This is a genomic window from Pseudomaricurvus hydrocarbonicus (assembly GCF_011602365.1).
Taxonomy (GTDB): Bacteria; Pseudomonadota; Gammaproteobacteria; order Pseudomonadales; family Cellvibrionaceae; genus Pseudomaricurvus; species Pseudomaricurvus hydrocarbonicus.
Genome location: NZ_JAAONZ010000002.1, coordinates 199301 through 216959, shown reverse-complemented (window position 1 = coordinate 216959; position 17659 = coordinate 199301). Strand labels below are relative to the sequence as shown.

Sequence of the window (17659 nt, the reverse complement as noted above, 5' to 3'; positions counted from 1 at the left end):
GATGTGTTTTGCATAGAGAGTGTCTGTGAATTCCAAACTGGTTATTGTTGAACGCGCTGTGACGTCAGTGCCCGGACATATTTCTGTCTGGTTGCGTCTTTTCCTTGTCACTTTGTTGTTGGGGATGGCGGGTGCAGCCCAGGCGGCAAAATACGATAGCTGCAGTGCAGACTGGCCTCTGGATCCTGATCGGGCGGATGGCGCACGCCTGATTGATGGCAGCAGCCTTCCCGCAGACCTTTCCAACTTTGGCCAGCTGGCACTCGATGCACCTTGTACCATCCGTAACTTTACCGCGTCCAATCCCTTTGAATGGAACATCAGTTACCCGGATACGATTCAGGGCTCGCTGATTATTTTTGATAACGTCTATGCAACCGGCAACATGTCCTGTGGTAACAACCTTGACTTTGTGGCGTTGTGGGCCGTCAACGGCACTGAGTTCACCAACGTCAGCGACAGCTGCCAGGATTTCTTCATCCCGGTTGAAAAAATTGACAAGCAGGTACCGGGACCCTATGCCACGGTGGGCGTGCCGTTTACCTACACGCTCAGAATTCCCATCATGTTTGTGCAGGAATTCAGTGATTACTGTGTTGAGAATCCCACGTCTGCGGCGTGTCAGGCGGTGGGTGACCCGAATCAGGGCTCACCCAACCCGCTGGGCAACATCCATGTCTGGGATGACCTGAGTGCCGCGGCCACCGGTGCCGAGATGAGTCTGGTGAGCGTGTCGGCAGTCTACGGCAGTGGTCCCAGTGCAGGCGCCTCCATTGCGGTCAGCAATAATGGCAGTGACAAACTGCTGGACTTTACCTTGCCGGACACGGTGGCTAACGAACAGATTCTCGTCAGTGTGACGGTGGTGCTGGATGATGTGCCGGGTAATACGGCCGGTACTGTGTTCACCAACAAGGCCGAGTGGGAGTTTGCCCGTAATATTGACACCGACGGTGACGGCACGGCGGATACCTTCTTTGATCCCCTACCGGGTGAGTCGGGTATCTCCGGGCAGATGATCATTGTCGCCCCGGACCTGGTGATGGAGAAAACAACCTCGACGCCTTCGGTGGGGCTGGGGCAGGTGCCCTTTACGCTGGATATACAGAACGAGGGTCTTGGCGAGGCCTGGAATATTACGGTCGAAGATCTGCTACCGAACGATACATCCGATAATTCCGGGGTGGGCTTTTGTGAGTTTGACCCTGTTGCCGGTACCGGTGCCGACCTGCAGGCCGAGGTGCGAGCTGCTGACGGTATCAGCGTGCTGCGGACCCTGAGCGCGGGCACAGACTATGTCGTCGACTGGGGCGGCACCACCGGACCCGATCGCTGTACCCTGAGTTTTGAAATGACCGACGCCGGCGGAGCGCTGTTGACGGGTGAGCACCTGGTGATCGATTTCGTCACCCAGTTGGACAGCTTTCCCCTGACCAGTCCTCCCAGCGGCGACCTGACCAATATTGCGGCAGCCACCAGCTGGTATAACGCCGACAGCAGTGTTTCAGGTCGGCTGGAAATTTCCCGCACTCTCACCAACGGCACACCCACCACCACGGACCACGAAGACAATGAAGTGGTGACGGTGGCGCTGTCGGGTTTCTATTTTGAAAAAACCGTCGAGAATCTCGCGACTGGCAGTTACCCGGCGGTGACGGCGGTGCCCGGTGAGCAGCTGCGTTACAGCATTCGTCTGTTTAACGTGGATGAAAACATTACCGACATCCGGATTTCGGATCCGCTGACGACCGTAGCAAGCCAATTTTCGGCACTGCCGACAAGCGCCGATATTGTGACCTGTGAAATTCGTCCGGCCAACGCTGGTATCACCCAGCCCGCCTGTAGTTTTTCCGGCGGTCAGTTGCAAGTGGTGGGGCAGGGCGGCGCTTCACTGGATCTTCCGGTCTTCCACGATCTGGTGATCGAGTTTGACGCGACCCTGGCGACCATTGGTCTTGCCAACGGCGACACGGTGTCCAATCAGGCGATTCTTGAAGCCACCGGTATAACCTCCGTAACTCCCGTGCCTGCCAGTTACCCCAGTGACGATCCGTTTGTGAACGGGGTGGCGGATCCTACCGTTGCCGGTGACGAAGACCCGACGGTCGTCACCATCATTGTGCCCGATGCACTCGACAAGCAAAACCCGGCCACCACCGACGTGGTGATCGGCGAGACGTTTGACTACACCTTGACAGTGCCGGCGACGCCGGTGGCGGCGCCCCTGTATGACGTCAGTATTGTTGATAGCCTGCCCGACAATCTGGAGTTCATCAGTGCCTCGGCTCTGGTCGGCGCTACCAGCCTGACCCTGCGCGATACCGACAACGGTGCAAACAACGACCTGGTACTGATTGAGACCAGCAACGCCTTCGACATTCCCGCCGGCGAGACGGCTACGGTCACTATCACCGTGCGGGTGCGCAATGACGGCACGCAAAATCAGGAAGGGGAAACGTTTTTCAATACCGCCAGCTACACCTACGCCCGTAGCAATGGCGGTGCGCAGTTGAATGGCGGCTCGGATACGACCGAGCTGATGACCGTGCGCGAGCCGCAGCTGGAGGCGCTCCCCAAGACGGTAACCAACATCACTCTGGGGGGTAATTCACCCGCAGCCACAGGGCATACGCTGGAATACGTGGTGTCCTGGGAAAACAGTGGCAGTGTCACCGCTTACGACGTCAACGTGACCGACTTTTTGCCCGCGACACTGACTCTGGATACCTCGTTCACGCCGCTGGCCACCATCGGGGGGGATGACCGGGCGGACGATGGCTTTGTGGCCACCCCGCTGGAACCCGGCGACGGTTCCCTGATCTGGGGGCGCATCAACGGCGACAATACGCTGGACGTGCCGGTCGGTCAGACATTGACGATAACCTATCGTGTCATCGTCAGCTCACCATCCACCACCGCCCTGATCAACAGTGTCTGGGCGGACTGGACCTCGCTGAACAACACCGCCACCGATGAACGTACCGGGGCCGGCTGCCCGAGTTTTCTGGCGCCGGATGATTACTGCTCCGAGGAGAGCACGTCGTCGCTCGACTTTACCGATGGCACGGCCTTCAGCAAGACCATTGTGGCCGACAGCTGGGACGACGGTGGGGTGATTACCACCGCTACCGACGGTATTCTGCGGGTGGGGGACAAGGTGGATTTTGCGCTGACAGCAACGCTGCGTGAAGGGCCCACCGCCTCGGTCGTAGTCACGGATACGTTACCCGCCGGCCTGGAATTCGACAGCGTGATTGCCATCAATGGCAATGCCAGTGCGCCCTACAGCAGTGTGGCTCCTTTCACCCATGCCAACATCGGCGCGCCCGCTGTGGCCGGTAATGTCATTACCTGGAACATCGGCGCTATCACTAACGCCGTCGACAACAACAGTGCCAACGATACGTTTGAGATTCACTATCGGGCACGGGTGGTTAACAGCACCCTGACACAAGCAGACAGTACCGTTTTGACCAATGCCGCCAGCCTCAGTTACGACAGCGGTATGGTGCTGGATAGCAGCGTCGATATCGACGTGCGTCAACCGGTGGTTGCCGCGGTCAGCAAGGTGGACGGCCTGGGTAACAGCTACCCGGACAGCACCGCGCCGCTGAGCGTGGACATCGCCACTGGGGTGATGTCGTTTGAACTGCACACCTGTAACGCCCCTGCACCGGCCGCACCGGCCTACAATGTGCAGCTGGTGGATACGCTGGCCGCCGAACTGGATGAAACCAGCGTTGCCATCCAGCAGGTCACCATCAACGGAGCCACCGCCACCGACGGCGCAGATTACACCTACACACCACCGGCGGCGCGTGGCGGTGACATGACTTTTGATCTGCTGGTGCCGCTGGCGGCGGATGAGTGTGCCACGATCAATTACGATGTCGGTTTTCATACCGACGTCGCCCCGAACCAGCTCTGGGCCAACAGCGTGGCCGCTTCCGAATACTGGTCGCTGCCCACGCCGACCACAGACGGTGAGCAGTATGCCGTGGTAGGGCCTGCGGAATTCTGGATGACCAACACCACGGCAGACCCTCTGCCGGTGAAAACTGTCGTGGCCCCGATCGCGCCAGATACCGATGTCACCATTGGCGAGACGGTGACTTACGCCATCACCATTCCCGCCATTAACGCGGTTCGCAATGACTTGCAGGTGACGGATTCCCTGCCGGCCGCCCTGGTGTATGTGAATGCGACAGCCACCGTGGGCGGTACTGCGACGGCGCTGACGGACAATACTTCGGGTCAGAACGTGGATCTGATCCTTGCCCAGGTCCCCGCCGGTGAAGAAGTGGTCATCACGCTCAATAGCTATGTGGCCAATAGCGCGGCCACCAATGCGGGAGATGTGATTGATAATACCGCCAGTTATAGCTACAGCGGTTACACCGGTGCGGTGCTCACCAGCGCTGCGGCGCCGACCCTGACGATCGTGGAGCCCACGCTTGGCATTAGCAAGGACGTCGCCAACATCACCAGTGGCAAGACGGCGACGGATCCGGCGGCCGGCGGTGATCTGCTCGAGTACACGGTCACCGTCAGCAACAGTGGCAATGCCACCGCCTTTGATAGCTCGGTTACTGACACCCTGCCGGCTGGTCTTGCACTGGTGGCCGGATCGGCCACGGCGACCATCAATGGCACTGCGGTGAGTGGCTTTGTGGCGAGCCCTACTGTAGCCGGCAATGATCTGTTGTGGGGTAACGCCAACAGCGATGCCACGCTGGATATTCCGGCGGGCCAGTCGCTGGTGCTGACTTATCAGGTCAACGTCACCGATGCGTCTGCCGGCACTCTGGATAACAGTGCGATGGCGGATGCCTCGTCGCTGGATGGGGTTAACGCCCGTGAGCGTTTCGGCGACAACTGCCCCACGCCCGTGGATCAGAACGATTACTGCGCAGGTCCGGCCGTGGCTTCGGTGACCACCCTCGACACCACGGCACTGGCGAAAACGGTCATTGCCGACAGCTGGGATGACAGTTTCAGTGCCGCCAATGATGGCGTGCTGCGCGTGGGGGATACGGTGGATTTCCAGTTGACCCTGACCCTGCGCGAAGGTCTGACGACTGCGCTGACGCTCAGCGATACCCTGCCAGCGGGCCTGGAGTTTGACAGCGTGCTCGCCATCAACAGCGACACCTCGGCACCCTACAGCAATGCCGTACCGTTCAGCCACACGGATATCGCCGCACCGTCGGTGGCCGGCAATGTCATCACCTGGTCCCTGGGCGATATCAGCAACGCCATCGACAACAACACCGCGAACGATACCTTTGTAATTCAGTACCGTGCCCGCGTGGCCAAAGATATTCTGTCGCAGACCGACAGTTTGCCTTTAACCAATGCGGCGACGCTGAACTACGACGCAGGCAGCGTACGGAACGCCAGCGCCAATATTGAAGTGCGTCAGCCGGTGATCTCTGCCGTCACCAAAATCGATGGCCTGGGTGACAGCTACCCGAACCCGGCCGCGCCGCTGATTGTGGATATCATCAACGATACCGTGTCGTTTGAACTGCAATCCTGTAATGCCGCGTTACCGGCCGCACCGGCTTACAATTTACAGTTGGTGGATACCCTCGCGTCCGAGCTGGATGAAGGCAGCATTGCCAACTTGCAGGTGACCATTAACGGGGCCGCTGCCAGCAACAACGTGGAGTACAACTACACCGCGCCTGCCGGCCGTGGCGGCAGCATGACGTTTGATCTGCTGGAACCGCTGGCACCGGGTCAGTGTGTCACCGTGAATTATGACATTGGTTTCTATGCCGATGTGCTTTCGAACCAGTACTGGGTCAACAGCGTGGCCGCCACTGACTACTGGTCACTGCCGACGCCCACCAGTGTGGGTGAACAGTACGCGCTAGCGGCACCGGCAGAGTTCTGGATGAGTAATGCCGGCAGTGACCCCCTGCCGGTCAAGACGCTGGTGTCGCCCCTGGCGGAGGTCGCCGTCGGTGAGACCGTGACCTACGAGATTGAAATCCCGGCCGTCAGCGCTTTGCGCAATGCGGTGGTGATCACCGACACATTGCCTTCGGCCCTGAGCTACGACAGCGCCTCTGCCACCGTGGCCGGAGCGCCGGCAGCGCTGACTGACAACACCTCGGGTCAGGATGTGAATTTGACCCTGGCCCAGATTCCGGCCGGTGAGGTGGCCGTGATCACCCTGATCACCCACGTCGTCAATGACAGCAACACCAACGCCGGCGACACCTTCCGCAACGAGGCGACCTACACCTACAGCGGCGGTACGCCACTGACCAGTGCACCGTCGGCCCAGCTCACCATTGTCGAGCCGTCACTGGCTATTACCAAGGTGGTCAATAACCTGACCAACCCGGGTAACCCGGCGGCGGGCGGCGACCTGCTGGAGTACGTCGTGACCCTGGCCAACAGCAGCACGGCAACGGCTTTTGACACGACGGTGACCGATACCTTGCCCAATGGTTTGGCGTTGGTGGCCGGTTCGGCTACGGCGGCCATCAATTCTGTCGCGGTTGGCGGTTTTAATTCAAACCCCACCGTCAACGGTGCCGACATGGTCTGGGGGGCGGACAACGGTGATGACAGCCTGGACGTCCCGGCGGGTCAGTCGCTGGCGTTGACCTATCAGGTCAATGTCACCGACGCCTCGGTGGGTCAATTTGATAACAGTGTCCGCTCCGACTGGACTTCCATGGAGGGCAGCAATGGGCTGGAGCGTGTGGGTGATAACTGCCCGGCACCGACAGACCACAACGATTACTGTAACGGCCCGGTGGTGGCGACCATTGCTGCGCTGGATACCACCGCGCTGGCCAAAACGGTGCTGGCCGACACCTGGGATGACGCCTTCAGCAGTGCCAATGACGGCATCCTGCGGGTTGGCGATTATGTGGAATTTGCGCTGACGCTGACTTTGCGGGAAGGGCTGACCACGGCCGTCGAAGTCACGGACACGCTACCGGCGGGCCTGGTGTTTGACAGTGTGGTCGCGATCAATGGCGAAACAAGTGCGCCTTATAGCAGCGTGGCACCTTTCACCCATACCGATATCGCCGCGCCTGCGGTGGTGGGGAATTTGATTACCTGGTCGATCGGCGACATCACCAACGCCATCAACAATAATGCAACGGACGATTCGTTCGTGATTCGCTACCGCGCACGGGTGGCGAACAGCACACTTGCCCACACCAACAGCACTGCGCTGAACAATGCGGCGGCGCTGAACTACGATGGCGGTACCGTTCTCAATGACTCGGCGGAGATTGAGGTTCGCCAACCGCAAATCGCGACCGTAACCAAGCTGGACAGCCTGGGCAACAGCTATCCGAGTGCGGCAGCGCCACTGGCGGTCGACATCGCCAATGACGTGATGTCGTATGAGTTGCGGGCCTGTAACGCCCCCACACCGGCAGCGCCGGCCTACAATCTGCAATTGGTCGACACCCTGGAACAGGAATTGGATCCGGGCACCATCAGTAATGTGCAGGTGACGATCAACGGAGCGGCCGCCACGGCCGGAGTCGATTACAACACCGCGCTGGTGTCGGGCGGGGGCGTGAGCGCCAGCACCATGACTTTCAATCTGTTGGCGCCGGTCGCGGCGGGGCAGTGTGCGACGATCCGTTACGAAGTCGGTTTTTACGCCAACCTGGCGCCCAATCAGGTGTGGAGCAACAATGTGGCGGCGACGCAATACCGGTCTCTGCCCGCGCCGGCGAGTGATGCCGAGCAGTATGGCGCCGCCGGTCAGATGGATTTCTGGATGACCAACCAGGTGGTGGATCCGCTGCCGGTGAAAACGGTGGTGGCACCCGTGGCACCTGACGCAGATGTGACCATCGGTGAAGCGGTCAACTATGAAATCACCATTGCGGCCATCAATGCCGGACGCACCAACCTGCAGATCACTGATAGCCTGCCGGCGTCGCTGGTGTATGTGGATGCCAGCGCCCAAGTCGGTGGCGTGGTCACGGCCTTGACCGACAACAGCGCGGGTCAGGACGTCGATCTGACCATCGCCCAGGTGCCGGCTGGCGAGGACGTGGTGGTGACCCTGAACACCTATGTCGCCAACTCTGCGCTCACCAACGCCGGTGACAGCATTGATAACACGGCGTCCTACACCTACGGCGGTTATACGGGGACACCGTTGACCAGTGAGCCTGCGCCGACCCTGACCATTGTCGAACCTTCACTGGGCATTGCCAAACAGGTGAGTAATCTGAGCAATCCGGGCGCGGCGCCGGTGGCCGGTGACCTGTTGCGCTACAGCATTACCTTTACTGCGGCGGGCGGAGCGGCCAACGACGAATACAGCTCGGCGTTTGACCTCACCATTGACGACGCGCTGACGTTGGGGCTGTTGTATCAACCGGGCAGCGCAGCCGTCGACAGTGGCAGCGTCGCGGATCCGGTCAGTAGCGGCGACGGGGTGACCACACCGCAGACCCTGGTCTGGAGTCTGGCCGATGGCAGTGCGGATATTGATGTGGTGGAGGGTGGCACGGTCACGCTCACCTATGACGTGCAGGTGTTGGCTGGCGTACAGGCCGGTCAGACCCTGAGTAACAGTGCCACGGTGCAGTGGACCGGTATTGACGGTGACGTCAGTGTTGAACGCGATGGTTCTACGGCGCCGGCGTATAACGATTACCTGGCCGGGCCGGCCATTGCCTCTCTGTTCACTCGGCTGGATGTGAGTCTGGTCAAAACCGTGGTTAACGAAACCAGTGGTCAGTCTCCGGCGACCGAGGCGGAACCGGGCGATGTGCTGCGCTATAGCCTGACGCTCACCAACAACAGTGTGGTTGCGGTCTCCAACGCGGTGTTTGTGGATGAGCTGGCGGCGGAATTTGAACCGGGTAGCTTGCAGCTGATTAATCCACCGGCCGCGGCCGATGTCAGTGGCACGGATGCAGCGGGCGGTGCGCAGGGCACCGGCGTGGTCGATATCCGTGGTTTTATTCTGGCGGCGCAGGGCGATGCTGCCGGTGGTGATAGCGTCACGCTCGAATACCGTGCGCGCCTGGCGTCGGTTCTGGACAGCGGCACGGCGGTTCTCAATACCGGCTATCTCAGTGGCGACAACCTGGCGGAAACTCCCAGTAATACCACCACCACCACGGTGATCTCGGCGCCGCAGATGACGGTGGAGAAAACCTCCGCCGACCTGACCGGCGATACGGCAATCTTGCAGCCCGGCGATAGGCTGCGCTATACGATCACGGTGACCAACAGCGGTAACGAAAACGCCACCGATGTGACGCTGAAAGATCTGGTGCCGGTGTTTACCACCTATGTTCCCGGCTCGACGACCTTGAACGGTATGGCCGTGAGTGATGTGGCGGCGGGGCAATCGCCGCTGCAGGATGGCCTGTCTATCCAGGCAGCCGGTACGGCAACGGTTGGCGTCATGAAGGCCGATGGCACCACCGCGACGGTCACGTTTGACGTCAGCATCAATGACGGCGTGGTGGGTGGCACCGCCATTTCGAACCAGGGTTTTGTCAACGGCAATGGTGTGGGCAGTGGCTCGTTTGATGAAACGCCTTCGGACGATCCCTCAACGCCGACGATCAACGATCCCACCGTCGACGTGGTCGGCAATGCGCCCTTACTGGACGCCCATAAAACGGTGGCGTTGAGTGTGGACAATGATCTGGATGGCCTGGTCGATCCGGGCGATCAATTGCGTTACACCATTGTGATCTCCAACCAGGGCTCGGTGGACGCCTCCGGTGTGAGTCTGGTCGATACGGTGCCGGTCAATACCACCTACGTCAGCAACAGTGTGCGCTTAAATAACCAGCCTATCGGTCAACCCGACGGCGGGGTCTCGCCGTTGATTGCCGGAATTGATATCGCCTCTGCCGACGGTGCGGCCAGCGGGGTAGTGTCCGCCGGGTCGAGCGCAACCGTCGTCTTTGAGGTGACCGTGGCGGGTTCGGTGACCCCCGGTACCGTGATCAGTAACCAGGGTGTGGTCAGCAGTACCGAACAGGACGATGAACCTACCGACGCTGACGGCATTGACAGCAACGGTGACCAGCCCACGTTGATCGTGGTCGGTGATGTCCAGTTACTGACCATTGTTGAAGAAGTGTTTGACGTAAATGGCGGTGTGGTGCTGGCCGGTGACGAGCTGGAATTCGTCGTCACGGTGAGCAACATCGGCACCTTGCCCGCCACCGATGTGATGATCAGCAGTGACCTGAGTGTCCCGGTCGCCAATCAACTGAATTTTGTCAGCGGCTTCTCGACCCTCAATGGCAGTGGCAACGGGGTCACCTTTACCGATCCCACGCTGAGTGCGGACTACGCCACCCGTTTCGGTGACCTGGCTGCGGGGGCAACCACCGTTCTGCGTTTCCGGGCCACGGCGGATGCCGCGCTGAGTTCAGGCACCACCCTCACCAACACCTCACAGGTGGTCTGGGACTCGGCCAGCCAGACGGAATCGGCCTCGGCGTCGGTGGTCATTGGCGCGCCTCCGGGCGAAGCGGCGACGGTGGGTGGACGTGTTTGGCACGATGTGAATTATAACCTCGCCGCCGACAGTAACGAGTCGTTACTGGACAGTTGGGCGGTGGAGCTTTATCGCAATGCGGTGTTGCTGGCCACCACGCAAACGGATGCCAACGGTGTCTACCAGTTTGTGGGCCTGGCCTCGAACCTGTCGTCATCGGTGCAGTACAGCATTCGGTTTATCGCACCGGGTGCCGGGGTGAACACGGCGTTGCTCGGCGTCACCGATTCGCCGTTTGTGGATGCGTTGCAATTCATCAGCGGCATTCAAGTCGGCGATAATGCGCTGTTTGATAATCTCAATCTGCCGGTGCTGCCCAACGGGGTGGTGTACGATTCGGTCAGCCGGATACCGGTAGCGGGGGCGTCACTGCGGATGCTCAACGCCTCTACGTTGCAGCCGTTGCCCGATAGCTGTTTTGACGATGCCGCTCAACAGGGTCAGGTGGTCGCGGCGCAAGGTTATTACCGTTTTGATGTCAATTTCAGTCAGTCGGCCTGTACCACGGCCAACAGTTACTTGCTGCAGGTGACCGCGCCGACGTCTGATTATGAAGCGGGCGTATCGCGTCTGATTCCGCCGCAAAGTGATGAAACCATGGCGGCGTTTGATGTTCCCGGCTGTCTCGGCGGGACCGACGACGCCGTGCCGGCCACAGCCGAACTGTGTGAAGTGGTCGGGCTGAATACCGCACCGCCCCTGTCGGTGGAGGCACGCACGTCAGGCACGAATTACTACCTGCACCTGGCGCTGAACAATTCTCTGGTACCCGGTGAGAATCAATTGTTCAACAACCACATCCCGCTGGATCCGATTCTGGATGAGGCCGTGGCGGTGCGTAAAGTCGCTGGCAAGCTGAATGTCTCACGCGGCGATCTGGTGCCCTATACCATCACCATCAATAACAATTACCTGGCGGCGTTGCAGGACCTGACCCTGGTCGACACCTTTCCAGCGGGTTTCAAGTATGTGCAAGGCTCGGCCCGATTTAACGGTCAGGCGCTGGAGCCGGAACTGTTGGGAGGGCAGCTGCGCTGGGCCGACCTGGACCTGGGCTTAAACAGCGAAAGCAAGCTGGAACTGCTGTTTATTCCTGGCGCCGGTGTGTCCGAAGGGGAATACATTAACCGCGCGCATGTGATGAGTACGCTGACCAACGAGGCGGTGTCCAATACCGCCAGTGCCACGGTGCGCGTGGTGCCGGATCCGACGCTGGATTGTTCCGACATTATCGGCAAGGTGTTTGAGGATACCAATCTCAATGGCTACCCCGACAGTGGCGAGCGCGGCATTGCCGGTGCCCGGGTGGTGAGTGCCCGGGGCTTGCTGGTGACCGCCGATGAACACGGTCGCTTCCACTTGACCTGTGCGGCCATTCCCAACGAGATGCGCGGTTCCAACTTTATTCTCAAACTGGACGAGCGCAGTTTACCCAGCGGTTACCGTACCACCACCGAAAACCCGCGCGTCGTGCGTTTAACCCGCGGTAAGGCCGGCAAGTTTAACTTTGGTGCTACCTTGCATCGGGTGGTGCGACTGGATGTGGCGGCAGGGGTGTTCGAGCCGGATTCCACCGTCATCCGTCCGCAATGGCTGCCGCGCCTGCCGCTGTTGCTGAATGAATTGCAAAAAGCCCCGTCCATCGTGCGCGTGTCCTATTTGGCGGATGTGGAAAGTGAAAGCCTGGTGAAAAAACGCGTTGCCGCCTTGAAGCAAGCCATTACGGATGAATGGCAAGAGATGGATTGCTGTTACAAGCTCAATGTGGAAACAGAAATTTACTGGCGTCGTGGTGCCCCACCGGAGCGGTCGGGAGTCTTCGAATGATAAAAACAATGAATCTGGAAAATCTGTTGATGGTGCGCCGTGTGAAGAACCTTTTCCCCTCAAGTTGGAGCTTGTTGCAGGGTGGTTTGTTCTGTAGTTCGATGCTAGTGAGATCGAAGTTGGTCAGTTCGAAACTGGTCAGTGCGGTGCTGGTCAGTGCGCTGCTGCCGAGTGCCTCGGCGTTTGCCGAAGAGACGAGTTCGGAGTCACAAGGCAGCTGGTTCATGGCGCCTTTGAGCTGGGGCAGCAGTGCCTACCAGTCAGTCACACAGCCTTTAGGCACACCGGCCAATCATCGCGACAGTGACTATGGGGATAACGCCGAACGCCAGCAGCTGAACATGAATGGCGCTCAGCAGTGGTTGCTGGAAGACGACGACAACCAGGGGGATCGCCTGGAAACGCAGCAAGTCACGGAGCAGGACGTCAACACCGTCAAGTTGCAAAATGTGGTGCCCGCGATTCACTTCGATTCCGGCAAAGCGGATATTCCGCCGGAGTATGTGGCCCTGCTGCGCGATGTACTGGCCTCCATGCAGGATCGCAACAATGTGCGCCTGCATTTTGTCGGGCACACCGACAGCGCCAGTTTGAGCCCGGAGTTGAAAAGTATTTATGGCGATAACGTGGGCTTGTCCCGCGAGCGCGCAGGTACCACGGCGGAATATTTTCAGCGCGCCATGGATTTGCCTGCAGAATCCATTTCCTATGAAGGCCTGGGCGAAGGTCGACCGATTGCCAGCAACCGCACGGCAGACGGCCGCGCAGAAAACCGCCGTGTGGAAGTGGAAGTCTGGTACGACGAGCTGAGTGAAAAGCAGGTCGAAAAAGAAGTGCTGGTGGCGGAGCAGATGAACCGCATCAAGGTGTGTCGGGTAGAAACGGTGTGTAAGCTCACGTACAAGGCCGGTCACGACAAGCGTGCCAAGGTGAAAAACCTGGTGGTGCCGCTGCACTACGATGAAAACACCACCGCCATCACACCGAAGTTTTTGGAACAATTGCAGCAGGCGTTAGCCAACCTGGGCAGCAAACAAAATGTCGTCGTACGGTTTATCGGTCACACCGATAACCTGCCGCTCAGCGGCCGGGATGCGCGTATCTATGGCAATCATTTAAGCCTGTCCCGCGCCCGTGCCCGTCGGGTGGCATTGGCGGTACAGGATCTTCTCAAACTGCCCAGCGCCGCCATCGACAGTGACGGTGAGGGGGCTGCCAAACCCATCGCCACCAACGATACCGAAAAAGGCCGTACGCTGAACCGACGTGTGGCCGTGGAATTCTGGTACGACGATCCATTGCAGGCGCTGCCGGATGAACCACAGATCTGTCCGGAACAGGCGGGTTCGGAAACCGTGACGCGGGTTTACCATCCGCCTTCGGGCGATGTGGTGCCAGTGTATTTTCAGGATGGCAAGCCGCAGATCCCACCGGGGTTCAGTCAGCGTTTACAGCGTTTGATGGGCGAAATCTCTGACAAAGCCAAGGTGCGTCTGCGCTTTACCGGTTACATCGCCAATGAACGTCTCGATCGTCGTACTGCGGCGGTTTATGGCGATGACATTGGCTTGTCCACGGCCCGTGCCCGCCGGGTCATGGAGCAGGTGAGTCAGGACATCGGTTTGAGTGAACAGCAGGCGGAGTTTGAGGGCCACGGCTATGTGCAGACCGACGATGTGGTGAATGCCGGCTTTATTGAGGCGGATCGCTCGCGAGTCAAGGTGGAAGTGATTTACGATGAGCTGGCTCTGCTGGACGATCTGGACGGCATGGACATCACCCGCATCACCCGGGAAGTGGAAACCCAGAACCCATACTCGCTGAACCTGATGCGCATTACCGTGGACGGCAAACCCCTGCACGACCCGGACAAGAGTGTGGCCGATGTGCAGCGCTGTACCGACGTGGCTCTGGAGCGCGCCAACATTCAATTCAAGCACGACAACCTGGCGTTTAAGCCGCGCTTGAACGTCACCGCCTGGCCGACCACGGTGCGCTATAACGACGACTTTAATACCCGGGTGATGGAGAACCAGGTTTTTTTCAAACTCTACAGTAACTATCGCAACCGTTTTCAACAGGCCGAAGTGCGTTTGTTTGAGGCCGGCCAGTCCACCCGTTCGGAGCCGCTGGCGGTGATCCCGCTCGATGCTGATGGTAACGGTGTCTGGAGTGCCGAATTCGAACAGTATCAGGCGCCGCGCCTGCACCTGCATTATGTGTTGCGCGTCACCAACGCGGCAGGGCTTTACGATCAGACCAAAGCGCAGTCACTGTGGGTGGTGGATGAAGTGGATACCGACGCGTTGGCCATGGCCGAAAAAGAGCGCGAACTGTTGGTGGGCTATGGGGAAAACCGTTTGGATGAACACCACATTCCCCTCCAAGGTGGCTCGATTCAGGTGGCCGGAAGGGGCATCCCCGAGGGACATTCCATCTGGTTTGCCGGCCGCCCGGTACCGCTGAGCGAAGACCGTGAATTTGTCGCCGAAGAGTTACTGCCCACCGGCTTGCACACGGTAGAAGTGGCGGTGCTGGATGAGCAGGGCAATGGCGAATTGTTTCAGCGCGATCTGCAGCTCAAGAAAAACGACTGGTTTTATGTGGGGATCGCCGACCTCACCCTGGCCCAGGACGATACCAATGGTCCTGCCCAACTGGTGACGCAGGACGACACCTACTTTGATAACGATCTCAGCATTGATGGTCGACTGGCGTTTTTCACCAACGGCAAGTTTGGTGAAGACTGGGAGCTGACCGCCAGTGCGGACACCCGCGAAGGTCCCATTGATGAAATTTTCAGTAACTTTATGGACAAAACGCCGGACGCGCTGTTTCGGCGTCTGGACCCGGATTACTACTACCCGACCTTTGGCGATGACAGCACGGTGGAAGAGGGCGCGCCGACCCTGGGCAAGTTTTATCTGAAGTTGCAGCAGCAGGACGACTACGGCTTGTGGGGCAATTTTGAGGTGGATTACTCCGACAATAGCCTGGCGCGAGTCGATCGCACCCTGTATGGGGTCAATGGTCACCTGCAAGCGGACGCTCTGACCGAGTTTGGTGAGGAGCGTTACGCGGTGGATGGCTTCTTCGCCGATCCCGGCACCATTGCCAGTCGCGACGAATTTCGCGGTACCGGTGGCTCACTCTATTATCTGCGGCATCAGGATGTGTCCCAGGGATCGGAGCAGGTGCGGGTGGAAGTTCGGGATCGCGACTCGGGCCTGGTACTCGGTGTCAAAACCCTGGTGGCCGGGCTCGACTACGACATCGATTACATTCAGGGCCGCATTCTGTTGAGTGAGCCGCTGTCGATGTCCTACGCCGATGAGATGCTGATCAACAGCGACGGTACCAACGGCAATCAGATCTATCTGGTCTCCCGCTATGAGTACACCCCGGGCTTTGATGAACTCGATACCATGGCGCTGGGTGGCCAGGCACACTACTGGTTTGGCGACAGTGTGCGCGTAGGCGCAACCCTGTACAGCAACGAAGAAGATGAAACCGAAGGCAGCCTCAGTGGCGTCGACCTGACCTGGCGCAAAAGCACCCGCACCTGGGTGAAGTTCGACGTTTCACAAACCGAAGGCAGCGGCGTGGATACCCTGAATTCGGCGGACGGCGGTTATACCTTTGATGCGTCGTCGGTGACGGATCCGGACGCCAGTGCCAGCGGTTTTCGGATTGACAGCAGTCTGGCCTTAAGTGATGTGCACGAGGCGCTGGACGGACAACTGACGTTCTATGTGCAAGATCTGGAAGCGGGCTTTTCGTCGCCGGGACTGCAGACCACCCGGGACACCCAGCAATTTGGCGGCAGTGTGGCGCTGCCCGTGACCGAGCGCATCAACCTGCGCGGCAAGCTGGATATCAAGGAGCAGGATCAGGGGCTGGAAACCTCGGCCACGGAAGTCGATGTGGACTATCTGCTCAACGATCAGTGGACGCTCAGCAGTGGGGTGCGTTACGACGAGCGCACGGATACTTCCCCGGTGGTGCCGGTGACCCAGGAACAGGGTGAACGCACGGATGTGCGGGCGCAGCTGGCGTACGATTCGAAAACCCACTGGAGCGCCTATGGCTTTGCGCAATCGACGCTGGCGTCGACGGGAAACCGCGATGAAAACGGCCGCGCCGGGGCTGGCGGCAGCTACCGGGTCAGTGAGCGCTTTGCGCTCAACGGTGAACTCTCCGGCGGCGATCTCGGGACTTTAAGCAGTGTCGGTGCCGAGTATCTGATGTCCGATCGCACCAGCCTTTACACCACCTACGCCATTGAGAACGAGCGCAGCGATAATGGCGTGCGTTCACGCCAGGGCAATCTGGTGTCGGGCTTTCGCACCAGGTATTCGGATTCCGCCAGTGTCTATCTGGAAGAGCGTTACGCCCACGGGGATGTGCCCACCGGCTTGACCCACTCGGCCGGTATCGATCTGGCGCCCAACGATCGCTGGAACTACGGCGCCAACCTGGACATCGCCACCTTAAAAGATTCCCAGACGGCGGCCGAAACCGAGCGCACGGCGTTTGGGTTGAGTGTGGGGTACAGTCTCGACAAGACTTCCTACGCCAGTGCGCTGGAATACCGCATCGACGATTCCGAAAACGCGACCACCGGGCTGGTGTCTGAGCGCACCACCTGGTTGAGCAAAAACAGCGTCAAACTGCAGCTCAGCGACAACTGGCGTTTAATCGGCAAGTTGAATATGTCCGAGAGTGAAAGTTCCCTCGGGGAGTTCTACGACGGTAACTTTACCGAGGCGGTGTTGGGCTACGCCTACCGTCCGGTGGCCAGCGACCGCTTAAACGCCCTGGTGAAGTACACCTACTTTTACAACCTGCCGGCCACGGATCAGGTCACGGTCGCCAATACCTCGGCGGAGTATGTGCAAAAGAGCCATGTGATTTCCGTGGATGGCACCTTTGATCTGACCCAGCGCTGGAGCCTGGGGGCGAAATACGCGTTCCGTCGCGGCGAATTGAGTCTCGACCGGGAAGATCCGGAGTTCTTCCGCAGTGATGCGTCTCTCTACGTGATGCGGGCTGACTGGCATTTCCTGCACCGCTGGGATTTCCTGCTGGAGGCCCGCCTGCTGGATCTGCCGGATGCCCAGGATCAGCGCAGCGGGATGCTGGCGGCTCTCTATCGTCACTTTGGCGACAACATGAAAGTGGGTGTGGGTTACAACGCCACCGACTTTTCTGACGATCTGACCGATCTCAGTTACGACAGCAAAGGTGTGTTCGTGAATGCGATCGGCAAGTTCTGATGGGGGAGTCACGATAGCTGAACCTGACAAC

Annotated in this window: 2 protein-coding genes; both read left to right on the top strand. The window is 59.3% G+C overall.

Annotated elements, in window-relative coordinates; genetic code table 11:
• Positions 1–25 precede the first annotated feature (25 nt).
• On the top strand, positions 26–12352 hold the full coding sequence (locus tag G8770_RS03200) for an isopeptide-forming domain-containing fimbrial protein (RefSeq protein ID WP_167181704.1): 12327 nt from the start codon (positions 26–28) through the stop codon (positions 12350–12352).
• Positions 12349–17628, top strand: coding sequence for an OmpA family protein (locus G8770_RS03195; protein WP_167181702.1), 5280 nt, complete (start codon positions 12349–12351; stop codon positions 17626–17628). Before G8770_RS03200 ends, G8770_RS03195 begins: the two co-directional genes overlap by 4 nt.
• Positions 17629–17659 lie beyond the last annotated feature (31 nt).